Below are 15,898 nucleotides of genomic sequence, written 5' to 3'. Positions count from 1 at the left end.
CTTCCTGGACACCGCTCCGGAGACAGGAGGACGCCCGCGATGAGCGTTGACCCGGCCGTGCTCTGGCTGTTGCCCGAGCGGGCGGTGGAGGGCTTCGCCACCGCGCTCGGTGGTCGGCGGCTGCTCACCGAGGAGGAGCGGGCCCGCCTGGAGCGCCTGCGCGGCGAGGGCGCGCGCCGCCGCTTCCTGGGGGCCCGGCTGCTGGCCCGCTACGCGCTCAGCGCGCGCAGCGGACGTCCGCCGCACGCCTGGCGCTTCCGGCCCGGCCCCTGGGGCCGGCCCGAGCCCGAACCGCCCCACGAGGGGCTGCGGTTCAATCTCTCGCACACCGAGGGCCTGATCGCCTGCGTGACCACTCAGGGCCGCGACTGCGGGGTGGACGTCGAGTGCGCCCCCGCCTCACCGGACGCGGTCACCCACCTCATCCCGCACCTGGCCGACGCGGAGCGCGCAGAACTGGCCGCCCTGCCACCGGCCGCCCGCGCCGACCGGCTCAGCGAGCTGTGGGTGCTCAAGGAGGCGTACCTCAAGGCCCTCGGCACCGGGATCACCCGGGACCTGGCCGGTTTCGCCTTCTCCACCCCGCCCGACGGGCCGATCACCGTGCACGACCCCCACCGGCCGCCCGCGGCGGGCGACGCCTGGTGGTTCGAGCTGCTGCGCCCCGCCCCCGGGCATGTGCTTGCCGTCGCCGCCGGGCACGGCCGCCCGGGTGATCTGCGCCGCATCGACCTCGCCGACCCCGGCGGGCCGCCCGCCGCCTGACCGCCCGTTCACTTCCCCGTGGAGGACCACCATGGCACCCGACCGCACCCCCCGCGTCGCCGTCATCGGCGCCGGCGTTTCCGGCATCTCCGCCGCATACCATCTGCGTGACCGCGCCCGGATCACCCTCTTCGAACGGGAGGACCGGCTCGGCGGGCACGCCAACACGGTCGAGATCGAGGAGGCCGGCCGCGTCCTCGGCATCGACACCGCCTTCGTCGTCTTCAACCGTCCCGCCTACCCCGACCTCTACGGATTCTTCGACGAGTTGGGCGTGGAGGCGGTGGAGCACCTCGGCGGCTTCAACTTCTTCGACCTGGACACCGGGCTGGAGTACGGCACGGATGAACTCGACCTCACGGAAGAGGAGGTGACGGCCCGCTACGCCGGCTCGCCGGAGTTCCTCACCATCTGGCGGGAGGCACGCCGCTTCCACACCGAGGGCCGCCGCGACTTCCTGCGCCGCCGCACCGACATCCCGCTCGGCGAGTACCTGGACCGCGGCGGCTACAGCCAGGAGTTCCGGCACTCCTACGTCATCCTGCTCTGCTCGGCCGTCTGGTCGGTGCCCGCCGAGCTGATCTGGGAGATCCCCGCCTCCACCGTCATCGCCTTCTACATGGGCCACGACGAAGGGGGGCTGGGCGGGCGCCGCGTGGACTGGCGCACGGTGGGCGGCGGCTCCATCTCCTATGTGCGCAAGGCCATCGCCGCCATCGGCCCCGAGGTGCGCGCCGGCGAGCCGGTCACCGGTGTCCGCCAGGAACCGGACGGCGTCACGGTGACCACGGCCGGCGGCAGCGAGCGCTTCGACTACGCCGTCATCGGCGCGCACGCGGACGAGGCACTGGCCATGCTGGAGAACCCCACCGAGCGGCAGCGGAACGTCCTGGGCACTGTGCGCTACAACTCCTCCGACGTGGTGCTGCACACCGACGACTCGGTGATGCCCGCCGACCGCGAGCGCTGGGAGGCGTGGAACTACGGCAAGGTCTCCACGGACGGCCAGGCCCACACCTACGTCGCGTACTACATGAACAAGCTGCACGGCTTCACCGCCGAGCACGACTACTTCGTCACCCTCGACTATCCGCGCGAGGTGCGCCCCGAGACGGTGATCGCCCGCTTCCCCTACACCCACCCGATCATCGACAACCCGGTGCGCGCACTGCAGAAGGACATCCACGACGTCAACGAGGGCACCCGGGTCAGGCTCTGCGGCTCCTACTTCCACTCCCGCCGGCTCGGCTGGGACCAGATCGGTTCGCACGAGGCAGGCTTCTCCTCCGGCGCCGAGGCGGCCCGCCGCCTGCTGGAGGAACTCGACGGCCCGGGCGCCTGACCTCACTCCTTGTGGCGCTGCGCGGACTCGTGTTCCTGGGCGAGCCTGCGCAGCGCCATCAGGGCGGGCTCCAGCAGGGTGGTGAGGACGACGGCGCGCTCGGCCAGTTCCAAGGGGTCGGTCACCCCGTCCAGTTGGTCGAGGTCCAGGCGGGCGGTCTCCTCGGCCAGCCGGGCGTAGGGAAGCAGGGCGTGCCAGTCGAGAGCCATCCCGAACTGCTGCAGGCTGGCCAGGGTCCCGGCCAGCACGCTGCGGGCGGGGGCGTCCTTGTGCACCTGCCAGCCCAGCTCATGGGTCAGGGCCTCCACCGCGGCCAGTTGCTCGGACTCCTGGGTGGGCTCCTCCGAGAGCCGGATCGCGCCGAGGGCCAGACCGAGCACCAGGTGCGGGGAGGACTGCTCCTCGGACAGGGCTCCCAGCACCTGCCGGGTGGCCTCCACGGAGAGCCCGCGCATCCCGATCAGCGCCCGGATCAGACGCAGCCGGCGCAGATGCTGCTCGTCGTACTCGGCCTGGGTGGCCGAGGTGAGGCGGCCGGCGGGCAGCAGCTCCTCGCGGATGTAGAACTTGATCGTGGGCACGGAGACCCCACTCTTCCGGCTGAGTTCCGAGATTCGCATCGGGTTCGCTTCCTTCTGGCCATTCGATAGCTCTACTGTCTATCATCGATAGTGTCACTGTCCAATGTGGCTGCCGGCGGCGTCCGCAGAAGGCCACTCCCAGGAAGACACAGTCATGCCCACACTTCCCTGGACCACCCCGAACGCGCCGCGGCCCGGCCTCTCCACCGCGCTGGTGATGGCCTCCCGCCTGGAGGTGCGTTCGATGAAAGACGTGCCGCGGTTCTTCCTCCGCTCCCTCGTGGCCTGGAAGCAGGTCCGCGGCGCCCAGGGGGCCCTCGGCGCCTCGCTCATCGCCGATCCGCTGCGCCGTACCTTCTGGACCCTCTCCGCCTGGGAGAGCCGCGAGCAGCTCTACGCCTACGCCAAGACCGAACCGCACAACTCGATCATGAAGGGGCTGCGGCCCACCATGCGCCACTCGGTCTTCACGTTCTGGGAGGTCCCGGTCGGCGAGCTGCCGATCGCCTGGAGCGACGCCAAGCGCCGCCTTGCCGAGCAGCAGGCCGCCGAATCCCGTACATGAACAGCCGTCAGCACAGACCGTCCGTCCCGTTCGCCTCCCCTGGCGAACCCGCCGAGGAGAGACCCTCCATGACCAAGCCCGATACCCGGTCGGTGCCGCTGTGGCTGTCGATCGTGGCCTCCAGCGTCCCGATGTTCATGGTCGCGCTGGACAACCTGGTCGTCTCGACCGCGCTGCACACGCTGGCCGTGAAGCTCAACGCCTCCACCCAGGACCTGCAGTGGTTCGTCAACGCCTACGTGCTCAGCTTCGCCTGCCTGCTGCTCACCGCGGCCGCGCTCGGTGACCGCTTCGGCCGCCGCCGGGTCTTCATGCTCGGCATCACCCTCTTCACCCTCGCCTCCATCGCCTGCGGCCTCGCGACCACCAGCGGCGAGCTGATCGCCGCCCGCGCCGTGCAGGGCATCGGGGCCTCCGCCGTCATGCCGCTCTCGCTCACCCTGCTCTCCCAGGCGGTCCCGGCCCGCAAGCGGGGCCTGGCACTGGGCCTGTGGTCCGGAATCAGCGGCCTGGCCGTGGCCATGGGCCCGGTGGTCGGCGGCGCGGTGGTGGACGGCCTGGACTGGCAGTGGATCTTCTGGGTCAACGTGCCGGTGGGCCTCGTGGCCGTGCCGCTGATCCGCTTCGTGCTGCAGGAGAGCCGGCTGGAGGGCGCGGGCCTGGATCTGCTGGGCATGCTCCTGGCCGCCGCCGCGCTGTTCGCCGTGGTCTGGGGTATCGTGCACGGCTCCACCGACGGCTGGACCTCCGGCACCGTGCTCGGCGCGTTCGCCGCCGGATGCGTGCTGCTCGTCCTCTTCCTGCTCTGGGAGCGCCGTACCGCGCAGCCGATGCTGCCTCTCTCCTTCTACCGGGTGCGCGCCTTCACTCTCTCCAACGTCGTCTCCGCCGCCATGTACTTCGGTGTCTTCGGCTCGCTCTTCCTGCTCGCCCAGTACCTGCAGATCGCTCCGTCGCGAACCCCGCTGGAGGCCGGTGTCCGGACCCTGGCCTGGACCCTGATGCCGATGTTCGTCGCCCCGGTCGCCGGTATGCTGACCAACAAGGTCGGTGGCGGGCGGCTGATGGCCCTCGGCCTCTTCCTGCAGGGCGCCGGCCTGGCCTGGATCAACCTGATGGTCGGCACCGACACCCCCTACGCCACCCTGGTCGCGCCGATGGTGGTCTCCGGCATCGGCATGGGCTTCGTCTTCGCACCCACCGCCGCCGTGGTGCTGGGCTCGGTCGGCCCGGAGCACGCGGGCAAGGCCTCTGGAGCCAACACCACCGTCCGCGAGGTGGGCGGCGCGCTCGGCATCGCCGTGCTGAGCACCGTTTTCGACAGCCAGGGGAACACCGCATCTCCCACCTCCTTCGTCCACGGCCTGCACCCGGCCGTGTGGGTGGGCGTCGGTGTGGTGCTCGCCGGCGCGCTGTGCGCCCTGGGCATTCCTCGCCAGACGCAGCCCGTCGAGGCCCCGGCAGCCGAGTCCGAGGCAGCAGCCGCCGCCGACGCCGACCGCACCGCGGCGGCCACCGCCTGACCGAACCGTCACCCGACCGTCCATCCCCGATCGGCGCGGGTGCCCGACCCCCGCGGGCACCCGCGCCCCACCGCGCCAGGAGGAGCCATGGAACCCTCGCTCGAAGGCTGGGACATCACCCGCATCGACGGCAACGACGACCTCCCGTGGATCCCCTGGGGCGCCGAGGGCAAGGCACGGGCCAGGATCGCCGCCCGCGCGGACGGCTACCACGTGGCGATCGTCGAGGCCCAGCCCGGCTACCGGACGGACCCGCACGTCCACCGGCACGCCGAGTTCCTCTACGTCATCGACGGCACGCTCAGCAACCAGGGCCGCATCATGACGACCGGCGACGTCTTCGCCGCGGCCGCGGGCTCCGCGCACACCCACTTCACCGCCGAAACACCCGTCAGGTACGTCTCGATCTTCAAGACCGAGAGCGACGAAGTGGAGGGCTGACGCCCTGCCTTCGACGTCATCGGCGCCCCGCCGCGGGCTGCTGCACGGCCGGTCCCGAATGGCAGATGTCGTCGGCGGCCGATCCGCCGTGATGTGCGTCTCGAGTCGGGGGCCGCGTCACCATCACAGAACCAAGGACTCCCATGCATGTCGAATCGTCATCCGACAGCGTTCGCAAGGTTTTCTTCCGCGTCCTGGGTCCGTTGCGGGTCTGCTTCGAGGAAGGGGAGGTTCCGCTCTCCGAAAGCCGGCAACTCACCGTGCTGGCAATGCTTCTGACCGAGGTGAACAAAGCCGTGCCACTCGGCAGGCTCGTCGACGCGGTGTGGGGCGACTCGCCACCGGTCACCGCGGACAAGCAGATACAGACCTGTGTGTGGCGGCTGCGCAAGGCATTGGTCGGCGGGGGGACCCGCGCCGATCTCATCGAGACCGTCCGTGGCGGCTACCTGCTGCGTCTGACTGACGGCTCGTTGGACACCCATCTCTTCGAGGAGTTCAGAGAGCGCGGCCGGGCCCGGGCTGAGGCCGGTGATCCGAAGGGCGCCGTCGACGACTACCGCGCCGCTCTGGCACTGTTCCGGGGAGAGCCGTTGGCCGGGCTGCCGAGCCGGGTGCTCGAGCCGGTCGCGGCGTACTGGGCGGAGCGTCGGCTCAGTTTGCTGGAGGAGTGCATCGACGTGGAGCTCGCCCTCGGCCGCCACCGCGAACTGGTGGGTGAGCTGAGCCTGCTGGTCGACGAGCACCCGCTGCGCGAACAGCTCCGCGGGCGCCTGATGACGGCGCTGTACCTGTCCGACCGCCGGGCCGATGCCCTCGCGGTCTACCAGGCGGGCCGGGCCGCGCTGGTCAGCCATGTCGGCCTCGACCCATGCGCCCGCCTCCAGGAGCTGCACCAGCGGATCATCGCAGGCCACCCGGTCCTCCCGACCTACACCTTCCCGCACCCGGGGCCCGCCCTGCGGTGGCGATCCCGAGCGGCAGGCTGACCGCACTCACGGGAGAGCGGGAGTCGAGGACGGAGGCATGCGCTCGGCACCCTGACAGCTGCCGAGCGCATGCGACGTGCATCACCGGGGACCGGCCGCTGCCGCCTTCCCGGCCTGTACGAGCTCGTCGGCGAGCTGCTCCAGCGCATGCCGGAGCACATCGATGGCGATCACGTAGTCGACGAGGTCGATGTGCTCCAGGTCGGTATGGTCGAGGCTGGAGTCGCCCGGGCCGTAGACGGCCATCGGCACCTTCCAACGCGGCTCCAAGATGTTGAGGTCGGCCGTGCCCGTCTTGAGCTTCAGCGTGGGACGCGCGCCCTGAGCGCGTATCCCGGAGCAGAGGGCACGCACCGCGGCGCCACCGGTGTCGACGCGCACGGGCGGGGTCCGGTCGTCGGTCGTCAGCACACCGTCTCCGGCGGCATCGGCCAGGAACCGCTCGAACTCCTCCAGGTCGAATCCCGGGGGAGTGCGGCAGGCGACGGTCATCCGGGCCTGTTCGGTCGTGCCGCCCATGTCCACCAGCGTCGGGACGGGACGGTCGAAGGCGCGGCTTCCCGCCGCGTGGGCGTCGCAGTAGCCGACCACCTTGTTCCAGAAGGCGATGGCCGCCTCGGTGGCCTTCTCTTCGGGGCGGGCCGTGTGCACGGCGGGACGGCACACGTCGTAACGCACCACGATCCGCCCCTTGTAGCCGATGCCGACGCCGGACCACCCGTTGGGTTCCCCGACGAAGGCGGCGTCGGGCCGGTGCCCCTCGAGGAGATGCGCCGCCCCCCGTCCGAAGGTCTCCTCCTCGACCACCCCTGCGACCACCAGGTGCACGGGGCCGACGTCGGCTGTCGCGGCCGCGCAGATCATGGTGGCCAGTGGCCCCTTGGCGTCCACCGTGCCACGCCCGTGCAGGACGGTGCCTTCCTGCCGCACCTGAAGCCGGCTCGGCACGGTGTCCATGTGGCCGATCATCATGATCGTCGGGCCGGAGGCCGGTCCGCGCCCGGCGATGACGTTGCCGACCTCGTCGATGTGCGTCTCGAAGCCCCAGTCCCGCAGCTCCCGGGCGAGGAAGGCGGCCAACTCCGCCTCGCCGCCGGACGGCGAGGGGATCTCGACCATGCGTCGCAGCAGTGACTCGGCGCGCGTGCTCATCGGGTCCTCCCTTTCAAGCGGGTGAGAACTGGTCGTTCCTGCAACGGGTGGGGGCCGGTGGCTTCGGGTGGGGCTTCGGGCATGGCTGTCATCGGGCAGCCGTCGGACGGCACAGGGAGCGGCCCTCGTTACGGAGTGTCATACGGGTCGGGTTTCGCGTCACACGCGCGGTCCGACATCGGAGCCGGGAAGCGCCCTGACGAATGTGGTGCCGGCTCCCGTCCGTGCGGCGAGCACCGGGGAGTCCTGCCGGCCGTCGGCGAGGACGACATGCGGGACCCCGGTCAGGAAGGCCTCAGCCGCGCTGTGCAGTTTGACCTTCATGCGCCCTCCCACGTTGTTCAGGTAGCGGGACAACTCCTCGCAGGGCACCTCGGTGACGAGGCTCGTCGGATCCGCGGGGTCGCGCAGCAGCCCGGGCACGTTGGACAGGATGATCAGCCAGTCGGCTGCCAGGGCGATGGAGAGCCGGGCGGCGAACCGGTCGGCGTCGACGTTGAGCATGCCGCCTGCCGGATCCAGTGCCGGAGGCGACACCACAGGGACGTAACCGCCGCCCAGCAAGGTCAGCAGGAGATCCGGATCGACCTTGTGGATCCGCCCGGACAGGTCGTCCCGGACGACCCGCTCGACGCCGTCGACCACAGCCCTGGCCGGCGGCGTCCGGTGGGCGGTGACCAGGGATCCGTCGATCCCCGACAGGCCGACAGCGCGTAGTCCGGCGCTGCTCAGAGCCGTGACCAGCGCCGGTTTGAGACGGCCGAGCATCGCCATGGCGAGCGCGTCGAGCGCGGACGCGTCGGTGCAGCGGCTGTGCCGGCCGTCACGCGCGGTCATGGTGCGGGTGGGCCGGCCGAGTTCGGCGGCGAGCCGGTCGGCTTCGGCTCCACCACCGTGCACGACGACCACCTCGGCGCCCTGCTCGGCGAGTTCGGCGATGTCGGCGCATGCGCCGGCCGTCTCCGCGCCGAGCGAACCGCCGACCTTGATCACGAAGCGCTCAGGCCGGGTGGAGCCCGGCGAACCGCAGTCCCGCAGTCTCGTCGTGGCCGGAGGCGACACATCGCGGCCCATGAGGACAACGGCATGATGAGCTACATCGACGTCGTGGACCAGATCCGCCCCGGTTGGCCCGCAGGCGAACACCGCCAGGTTCACGAACCGGCGGAAGGACACCTGGGGCGTGTGTCGAATATGCCGGTCACCGCACTCGTCGCCGGCCGCGACGAGTGGCGGTCGCCCCGACCGGGACGAACTTCGGCGGCCGGCCACCGTGAGAGCCGCGCTTCCTGCGGTTGCGGGCCTGGTCGGCGTTGTCCGGGATGGTGCGGTGGACGCCAAGCGTCAGGCACCGGCAGTCGACCGGCCCACGGGACGGCCCGTCGTACGTCGTGGCCTGCTGTACGTCATGCACGCGCCGGCACTCACGCGCAGTACGGCCGGGTGTTCACTCCGCTTGGGCGTCGTACCGATACGGCAGGATCGCCGCCTCCTGCGAGGCGGCGATCCGGATGCTGCTTCACCGCTGTGGGCCGGCTTCGCGGGAAGCCGGCCTCGAGGTCAGTTCCAGATGCCTGCGATGTCGGAGGCCTTGGCAGCGGCCCCCGCGTGGGTGGTCAGCCCGGCCAGGTCCTCGAGGGTCCGCAGCGTGTCGTAGTGGTTGTAGCGCGTCGAAGTGGAGCTACCCGGCGCTACGTGCGCACCGTAGAACACGGTGGCGATGTGGTTGCTGTGGGAGCTGTCGTCCTCGTCGAAGGTGACGGCGAGGATGCTGTTGTGGCTCTGGGCCCAGGTGGCGTAGGCGCTGAGGTTGTTCTTCAGCCAGTTGTCGCCCGTTGTGATGGAGCAGTCGTGCATGTCGTCGCACAGGTTCGGGATGACGAACGACACCTTGGGCAGAGTGGTGTAGTCCGTCGGGAACTGCGTGAAGGGGTACGCCGTGTTCAGCGGGACGTTGCTGAAGGCGAACCACGGGTTGTGCTTCCGCGCGTACTTGGTGGAGGAGTTGGTGCACACGGTGGAGCCCTGGGAGGGCAGGCCCTCGTTGTAACTGCGCCACGTCTTGCCTGCGGCGATGAGCTCGGAGCCGAGGTTCGCGGCGCTGCTGAACTGCGGGGTGTAGCAGTTGTCGTTGGTGATGCCCTGGTTGTTGCCGGAGAACAGATCCAGGTAGTTCGGCTGGCTGGGGTGGGTGATGGCGTACGAGCTGGTGAGGTTGCCGCCACCGGCCACCAGCGTGTTGTTCAGGTACGGGGCGCTCGAACTGCCGATGACCTGCTGGTAGGCGTGGTTCTCGAACACCACGACGACGACGTGATCCGGTGCGGGGAGCGCGGCGGCCTGCGCGGCCGGGGCAGCGGCCCACACCCCGACCAGGGCGGCGGGCAGGGCGGCGGCCAGGCCGAGCGCCCGGCGGGAGCGCTTGATACGGGACAGCAAGGACACGGTGGACCTCCCGGATGAGCGGCGGGGAAAACGGCGGGAAGCGTGTTCACCGATCAGACTCTTCCTGATCAGGCGGTAGGAGATTAGGGGAGCCGTGTCGACCCCGTCAGGTGGCTGCACATGAAGACCCGTCAAACAACCGTGGCCTGTCCCGGGCTCATCCGCCCTTCGTGTTCACCTGCGCGGGCCAGGGCGGGCAGCGTGTGGTGCTCCTTGCGTCTTCGACGTCGCGAGGTCACCGTGTGTGGTGGCCGGGGGCGCGTGGGCCCGGGCCTCCCCGGGATTCACTCGCTGTTCTCTCAGGGGGCCTCACCGCGACTCGCCGGCCTTGCCGGGCCGCCGTCCGGCTGCTCGGTGTGGAGGACCACGTAGTCCGCCGACGGGGCACCGTCTGCGGGACATGTCGTGGGCGGCAGCACCAGGTTGTGGCCGTAGTCGGCACTTGACTGCTGGAATCCGGTGTCGGCGCCGACACGGTATCGGGTGGACGCTGCACTCCCACGCGTCGGGCGCACTGCACCGGGACGGGATCGACTCCGCCTGGGCCGAGGCGGACGAATCCAACGCCGCGGCGATCGCGCCGGCCGAGGGCGCCGGCGCCCGAGCAGCCACCCGGAGGCGGGCACCGCTGACACCTCCTCAGGTGCCGCGGTACAGCAGCGAGGAAGCGCTCCCGGGAGACCTCGGTCCCGCTTCGGCCGCCGTTGCCGCCACGGCGCCTGTCGCCTCGTGCCGCCGTCGACGTCCCGGTGAGGCATGTGATCCGGGTCCGCCCGGGTCGGCGCGGTCCCGGCCGCCGCGCAGACGGTCTCCGGCAAGAAGTCGAGCGGGTGGAGAACGACCGCTGCCTTTCGGTCCGGGGCGGCGAACAGGTCCACACCCGACGTTCGGAGCTGCTGCCGGCGTATCCGGCGGACCGATGCCCTTGTTCCTCGCGGGGCGTGTGTTCCCCGCTCCGCTGATGCCACGTCCCGGGTCCGGATGGGTGCGCCTGGCAGACGGACGGCGCGCGTCGGCCACGGGGCGCCTTCGGTGAGCAGGGTTGCGGTCAGGCGGCGGCCATACCGGGAAGGAGCTCGGACGGTGGACCGGGTGGTGTGCGTCTCCGGCCTGATCGACACCACCGTGTGCGCCGAACCGCGGCGACGCTCCTCTCCCCGTGCGTCACCGAATGGTGACAGTCCGCGAGGGAAGGATCGCCGGGCGGCTGCGACGGTGAGCGGTGGTGGCCCCTGCGCGTCACGGCTGCTCGCCGGGTTGTTCGCAGGTCGCGGACGAACGGCGATAAAATGACCCGAATCGGTGGCCCGGCTTCCGGGCCCTGGGCTGCCGCTCGACCCGTACGACTCTGGGAAGCGGCACGGTGGCGAGGTCTTCTGAGGACCGCGGAGGTATGCACAGCGGTGGTCTGCGGGGCAGGGCGCTGTCCCTGCTGCCTGCTCTGCTGCTGTTCATCGGCCTGTTCATCGGCCTCTTCACGCCCCGTGACGTCAGACCGGATGCCTTCCTCGCCACGGCCATGGTCTCCGCCGCCGCGCTGCTGCCCCTGTGGGGGACCGTGCTCATCGGAGTGGGCGCGTGCGCCACCTTCGTCGGCCTGATGGTGGACTTCGATTCGCTGCGAGATGCGACCGCCTACTCGGAGCTGGCCACCCTCACGGCGATCGCGGCATTCGCCGTCTTCTTCAACCGCCTGCTCGGCCGGCGCGCCCTTCAGCTGCTCCAGGTCCGCTCAGTGGCCGAGACCGCCCAGCTGGCGGTGCTGCACCCGGTGCCGCGACACCTCGGCCCCGTCGCGCTCGAGAGCCTCTACCTGGCCGCCGCCGCGGAAGCCCGGATCGGCGGCGACCTGTACGAGGCGCTGCGCACCCCGCACGGGGTACGGCTGCTCATCGGCGACGTGCGCGGCAAGGGCCTGCTCGCGATCCAGACGGCGGCGACGCTGCTCAGCGCCTTCCGCGAGGCCGCCCACGACGCGCCCGACCTGCCGCACCTCGCGCGCCGACTGGAGACGAGCATGAGCCGCCACGCCTCCCAGACCCCCGGGGTCCCGGGCTCGGAGATCGCTGAACGTTTCATCACCGCCCTCCTCGTCGAGATCCCGGACGACGAACCGGTCGTCCGGACCGTCACCTGCGGCCACCCGCCCCCGCTGCTGCTGCACCGCGGCGAGGTCCGGGAGCTGCGGCCCGCCGACCCCTCGCCGCCGCTCAACCTCGGCATGCTGGTGAGCGGCGGGTACCACGTCGACCTCACCCCCTTCCACCCCGGAGACCAGATCCTGCTGTACACCGACGGGGTCACCGAGACCCGCGACCGCTCTGGCGTCTTCTACCCCCTCGCCGAACGCATCCGCTCATGGAGCGGCGAGGCGCCCCACCAGCTCCTCGACCATCTCCACCACGACCTGATCGCCTACAGCGGCGGCGAGCTCGACGACGACATCGCCGCCCTCGTCGCCCGGCGGCGCCCGAGCAGCTGAGTCTGTCGCCCAGGAGCCGCACGACCGGCCGGGTCACCTGCCGTAGCCGGCCTCCGGTGATGCCGGCCTGCACCGCGTTGCCGCACCGGCCCCGGGCCGGTGTCCTCGCTGTTGTGCTCGGTCGCGGCCGGTCGTGGGGTGGCGCGACGACATCGTTGCCGGCCGCCCCGTCGACGGGGGGTGAGCAGCTGCGACGGCGTCGAGGCGGGAGGACTGCCGGCGGGAGATCCAGCGTGGACGGTGCGGGCTGCGGACCTTTCGTGCCGAACGCCCGCCCTCGCGTATCTCTTACCGAAAAGCGACGGTGGGCAGGGAACAGGTGGCGCGGGAATCCGGTCTTGTGGGGTGACAGCGTCTTGGTCCGACCGCAGCCGTCGGCGGTAGGGAGGCCGCAGCGGGCCGGGACTTCGCATCGCATGAGGGGGAGGACGACGAGATGGATCGTGGGATCGGCCGTGCCGGGAAGGCAGGCTTGGGGCGTCAGGGGGTCAGGGTTGCCGCAGTGGGGGCACTCGGAGCGGCTGCCCTCGTACTGGCGGTGACGCCGGCGTTCGCCAAGGGTAGCGCCGACCTGACCGTGTCGCCGAGCACCGTCCGGGCCGGCCACACCGTCCATGTGACGGGGCAGGGCGACAGCGACGCGGTGCAGTACGCGATGTTCTGCGCGCAGGAACGCGCGGGCACGCACGGCGCGTGGCACACCCTCGCGTGCGGCCGGATCGTGGAGAGTGCGGCCGAGGAGGCCACGGTGGACGTGGAGTTCAAGGTCCGCCACCGTGGCGCAGTGCAGTTCCGCGGCGTGCTCTACGGCGTCGACGGCCCGCGCGGCGGCCACCCCTACCAGGACATCACCACTCCCGCCAGGACCGTCCACGCGCACTGATCCCGTCGGGAGCGACGACTCAGGCGGCGCCGACGCCGGCCGTTCAGCCTCGGTGAGTTCGTGCTACCGCCGGGTGCCGCACCCCGGGCAGAACGCCGCACCGTCCGGCACGACTGCGGAACACGACGAACACTGGTGACGCTGAGCGAGCTGGTAGCCGCAGCCGGAGCAGAAGGCGGCTCCGCGGGTCTCGGTGTGGCAGCGCGGACACACCAACTGCCGTGGCGTGGTGGTGTCGTAGCTCTGCCCAGCCTGCTGCCCGGCGGCGTACGAACGCTGTGCGGCCATGTCGTTCAGGCCGCGCTGCTGGGCGGCCATGGCCTCGGCCGCGGTGTCCGGGGCGCAGCGCAGGCACAGCCCCTGCGCTGCGTTCCAGCAGCGTCCGCAGACGTAGTCGGTGCAGCGGGCGCAGCGGTTGAAGTGCCCTCGTGCGTTGCTGGTCGCTCTCTCGAAGGCGTGGTCGCGCGCCCGTCCCCAGCCGGCGCCCGCCAGCCCGTCGGCCGCAGACAACAGCCCGCCGCCGCTGCGCCCCAGCAGGCCCCAGGCCATGTCGACACCCTTTCTCAGCCAGGTGGCGGCCCGCTCGCCGGTGTAGGGCTCGAACGGCGAGCGCCAGGTGTCATAGCAGCGCGAGCACGAGAACTCGAACTGGAACCCCGCCCCCGTGCCGTTCCGCTCGCACAGGTCGCGGTAGTTGTTGCTGAAGTAGAGCTCGCTGCTCATGTAGTCCCCCCATGGACCAGGCGGTTTGCACACACTGTCGTACGACGCTGGAGGAACGGTAGCGGTTCTGGCCAGTCGACGATGCATCCCGGCCAACGACTGGAGATCTCAGCCACGGGGCCGTCGCCGGGTGCGGCCGTGGCTGTCAGCCTCCGTCGGACTGCTGTGCCTTCGGGGACGACGACGGGGAGACGGAGGCGCTGGTCGGCGAGGTGTCCTTGGCGGTGGCGCTCGGGCTCGCGCTTGTGCCGGCCGAGGGAGTGCTCGGTGACGCGGACGGGGAGGTGGCGGCCGTGGGAGCGGTCGGTGACGCGGACGGGGAGGTGCCGGCCGTGGGAGCGGTCGAGGGAGGCGTCCGGTCGGGCGCGGCCAGCACCGCGTCGATGACCAGGCCGTCCGCGTTGGTGGTGAGAGTGACGGGGTCGGTGGCGCCGAGCAGCTGGTCGCAGCCCAGGTTGGTGAACGTCTGGTTGGCCCGTGCGGCGAGGAAGCCGAAGAGGTTCGGCGCCATGGCGGGGTCCGGCGAGGGCGCCTTTTCCAAGAGCGCCTTGTCCTTGAAGACGCGTTGGATGCCGGCCGGATCGCGGAAGAGGGTGGTGCAGAAGGCCGCTCCGTCACCGTCGGCACCGGCACCGACCGCGGGCATGTCGACTCCCGCGCGGTACGCGTTGGTCTTCGCGACGCTGCGACGGCCGTCGACGAGCGCCATCGGATCGTTCTGCGGTACCAGCGCGACGGGGGCCTTCTGGTGTGCCGCGGCGGACAGTTCGTCCAACGCGAGCGCGGACGTGGCCTGGCCGTCGCTGGACTGGTCGGGCACGGTGAACGGCTTGCAGCCGAGGGCAGGGTCCATGAACTGGGTCAGCAACAGGTTGTCGCTGCCGTTGGCCAGATCCTTGGGGGCGCGGGTGGTCGCCCACTTGGCCCTGCCGTTGTGCCGGTGGCGCCGGTCGCCCCGGTTGCTCAGCCGGGCGGCCTTCTTGAGTGCGGCCCTGCTCGCGGCGTTGTTCTGGGCGATACGGCCGTGCGCGTCGGCGAGGTAGTGGGTCACCACGTTGTCGCTTCCGTCCTGGTCCACGACCGAGAAGTCCCGCGTGGTCGGGCAGGGCAAGCCGTCCTTGGCGGTTCCGAGCGCCGGAATCCTCAGGTGGCCCTTGGCGATCTGGGCGTTGGCGGCGCGGAAGAAGGCCGGCGCATTGCAGTACGCGAACTGGCCGAAGGCCGATCCCCGCAGGCCGTTGACGCACTTGCTCCGGGCGAGTCCGTGCGGACGGCCGCTTGCCCGCAACGTCAGCTTGGCGCTGTTGAAACCGAACCAGATGCCCACGGTCGAGCCGCGCGGCACCCAGGGCCGGGCGGTGCGCGCGGCCGGTCTCGTTCCCTTGTCGATCACCAACGGGTTGTACAGCGTGAGCTTGCCGTTCGGGGTGACGATCGCGGCTTCCACGAACGCCGACTGATCGGGGTTGGCCTCGTGGCAGGGGCCCTGTGCCGGATCGGTCGCGACGAGTCTGTACGGCGTGGCCAGGCCACGGGCGGTGAGCGGGTTGTCCGGCACCAACAGCGTGCAGTTCGGATCGGGTTTGCCGGCTGCCGCGGGCTGCGCGGCGGCTCCCCGGTTCCGTTGCGGGCGGGGCTGGTAACGGCTTTCCGCGGCGAACACCGAACCCGCGACGACGGCGAGGATCACCGGCCCGCCGATCAGCGCGAGCGACACCTTCGACCGCTTCCAGCCTCGGGCGTGCTCCCGCCGCGACGTACGCGACGACGGTGTCAGGTTCTTGCGGGCCACTGAGCTGCTCCTCACTGTGCGTCCTCCGTGGGCAGTGCCCCACGGTCGCGTGGTCGCACGACGGTCATGACAGTCCGGATCCATTCGCGGTACGTGCCGGGCCCACGGGATGTTCAACGGCCGCACGTGTCATTGCCGAACCTTGGCCGAAGAGCGGGGCCATGGAGCGCCTTCGGCGCGGTGCACGGGGCCCGCGGAAAGCGTCAGGACGCGGG

The 15,898-nt window shown here is 71.1% G+C and carries 14 protein-coding genes; 8 read left to right on the top strand and 6 right to left on the bottom strand.

Features of this window, described 5'->3' with window-relative positions; translation table 11 throughout:
- Positions 1-39 precede the first annotated feature (39 nt).
- Both AC5WS8_RS04195 and AC5WS8_RS04190 read left to right on the top strand, forming a co-directional pair.
- Positions 40-765 (top strand): 4'-phosphopantetheinyl transferase family protein, encoded by a 726-nt coding sequence (locus AC5WS8_RS04195; protein ID WP_496101865.1) that lies wholly within the window; start codon positions 40-42, stop codon positions 763-765.
- Between the two features lie 31 nt (positions 766-796).
- A complete protein-coding gene (locus AC5WS8_RS04190; protein WP_496101864.1) occupies positions 797-2,107 on the top strand; it encodes an NAD(P)/FAD-dependent oxidoreductase in 1,311 nt (436 codons plus the stop codon).
- A 2-nt stretch (positions 2,108-2,109) separates the two neighbouring features.
- Here the strand turns inward: AC5WS8_RS04190 and AC5WS8_RS04185 are convergent, their stop codons facing one another.
- Positions 2,110-2,727 carry a MerR family transcriptional regulator gene (locus AC5WS8_RS04185; RefSeq protein WP_496101863.1) on the bottom strand — a complete coding sequence of 206 codons (618 nt, stop codon included), beginning with the start codon at positions 2,725-2,727 and terminating at the stop codon, positions 2,110-2,112.
- A 115-nt stretch (positions 2,728-2,842) separates the two neighbouring features.
- On the opposite strand from AC5WS8_RS04185, the gene AC5WS8_RS04180 reads away from it, so the two are divergent.
- The 4 genes from AC5WS8_RS04180 to AC5WS8_RS04165 all read left to right on the top strand — a co-directional run bounded on the left by AC5WS8_RS04180 (position 2,843) and on the right by AC5WS8_RS04165 (position 6,206).
- A complete protein-coding gene (locus AC5WS8_RS04180) occupies positions 2,843-3,253 on the top strand; it encodes a DUF3291 domain-containing protein (RefSeq protein ID WP_496101862.1) in 411 nt (136 codons plus the stop codon).
- A gap of 68 nt (positions 3,254-3,321) precedes the next feature.
- Complete coding sequence (locus tag AC5WS8_RS04175) at positions 3,322-4,776, top strand: MFS transporter (protein WP_496101861.1); 1,455 nt, start codon at positions 3,322-3,324, stop codon at positions 4,774-4,776.
- An 87-nt stretch (positions 4,777-4,863) separates the two neighbouring features.
- The gene (locus AC5WS8_RS04170) at positions 4,864-5,217 is read left to right on the top strand and encodes a cupin domain-containing protein (protein WP_496101860.1); all 354 of its coding nucleotides are present in this window, start codon (positions 4,864-4,866) and stop codon (positions 5,215-5,217) included.
- Between the two features lie 143 nt (positions 5,218-5,360).
- A complete protein-coding gene (locus tag AC5WS8_RS04165; RefSeq protein WP_496101859.1) occupies positions 5,361-6,206 on the top strand; it encodes an AfsR/SARP family transcriptional regulator in 846 nt (281 codons plus the stop codon).
- Positions 6,207-6,287: 81 nt separating this feature from the next.
- Here the strand turns inward: AC5WS8_RS04165 and AC5WS8_RS04160 are convergent, their stop codons facing one another.
- From AC5WS8_RS04160 to AC5WS8_RS04150, 3 genes are all read right to left on the bottom strand, one after another.
- Positions 6,288-7,358: a M20/M25/M40 family metallo-hydrolase gene (locus AC5WS8_RS04160; protein ID WP_496101858.1), complete on the bottom strand. Its 1,071-nt coding sequence runs from the start codon at positions 7,356-7,358 to the stop codon at positions 6,288-6,290.
- 159 nt (positions 7,359-7,517) lie between these two features.
- Positions 7,518-8,432 carry a [LysW]-aminoadipate kinase gene (locus AC5WS8_RS04155; protein WP_496101857.1) on the bottom strand — a complete coding sequence of 305 codons (915 nt, stop codon included), beginning with the start codon at positions 8,430-8,432 and terminating at the stop codon, positions 7,518-7,520.
- 486 nt (positions 8,433-8,918) lie between these two features.
- Complete coding sequence (locus tag AC5WS8_RS04150) at positions 8,919-9,803, bottom strand: alkaline phosphatase family protein (RefSeq protein WP_496101856.1); 885 nt, start codon at positions 9,801-9,803, stop codon at positions 8,919-8,921.
- A gap of 1,393 nt (positions 9,804-11,196) precedes the next feature.
- On the opposite strand from AC5WS8_RS04150, the gene AC5WS8_RS04145 reads away from it, so the two are divergent.
- Both AC5WS8_RS04145 and AC5WS8_RS04140 read left to right on the top strand, forming a co-directional pair.
- A complete protein-coding gene (locus AC5WS8_RS04145) occupies positions 11,197-12,285 on the top strand; it encodes a PP2C family protein-serine/threonine phosphatase (RefSeq protein WP_496101855.1) in 1,089 nt (362 codons plus the stop codon).
- A gap of 502 nt (positions 12,286-12,787) precedes the next feature.
- Positions 12,788-13,168, top strand: a complete 381-nt coding sequence (locus AC5WS8_RS04140) for a hypothetical protein (RefSeq protein ID WP_496101854.1) — start codon at positions 12,788-12,790, stop codon at positions 13,166-13,168.
- Between the two features lie 63 nt (positions 13,169-13,231).
- On the opposite strand, the gene AC5WS8_RS04135 is transcribed toward AC5WS8_RS04140, so the two are convergent.
- Positions 13,232-13,891 carry a double zinc ribbon domain-containing protein gene (locus tag AC5WS8_RS04135; protein ID WP_496101853.1) on the bottom strand — a complete coding sequence of 220 codons (660 nt, stop codon included), beginning with the start codon at positions 13,889-13,891 and terminating at the stop codon, positions 13,232-13,234.
- A gap of 145 nt (positions 13,892-14,036) precedes the next feature.
- Entirely contained in the window at positions 14,037-15,683 is a 1,647-nt protein-coding gene (locus AC5WS8_RS04130; RefSeq protein WP_496101852.1) for a hypothetical protein, read from the bottom strand.
- Positions 15,684-15,898: the final 215 nt, after the last annotated feature.

Source organism: Streptomyces sp. PTL18 (assembly GCF_059510295.1).
Note: the sequence above shows the minus strand (reverse complement) of the source record. Positions and strands in the feature narration are given on the sequence as shown.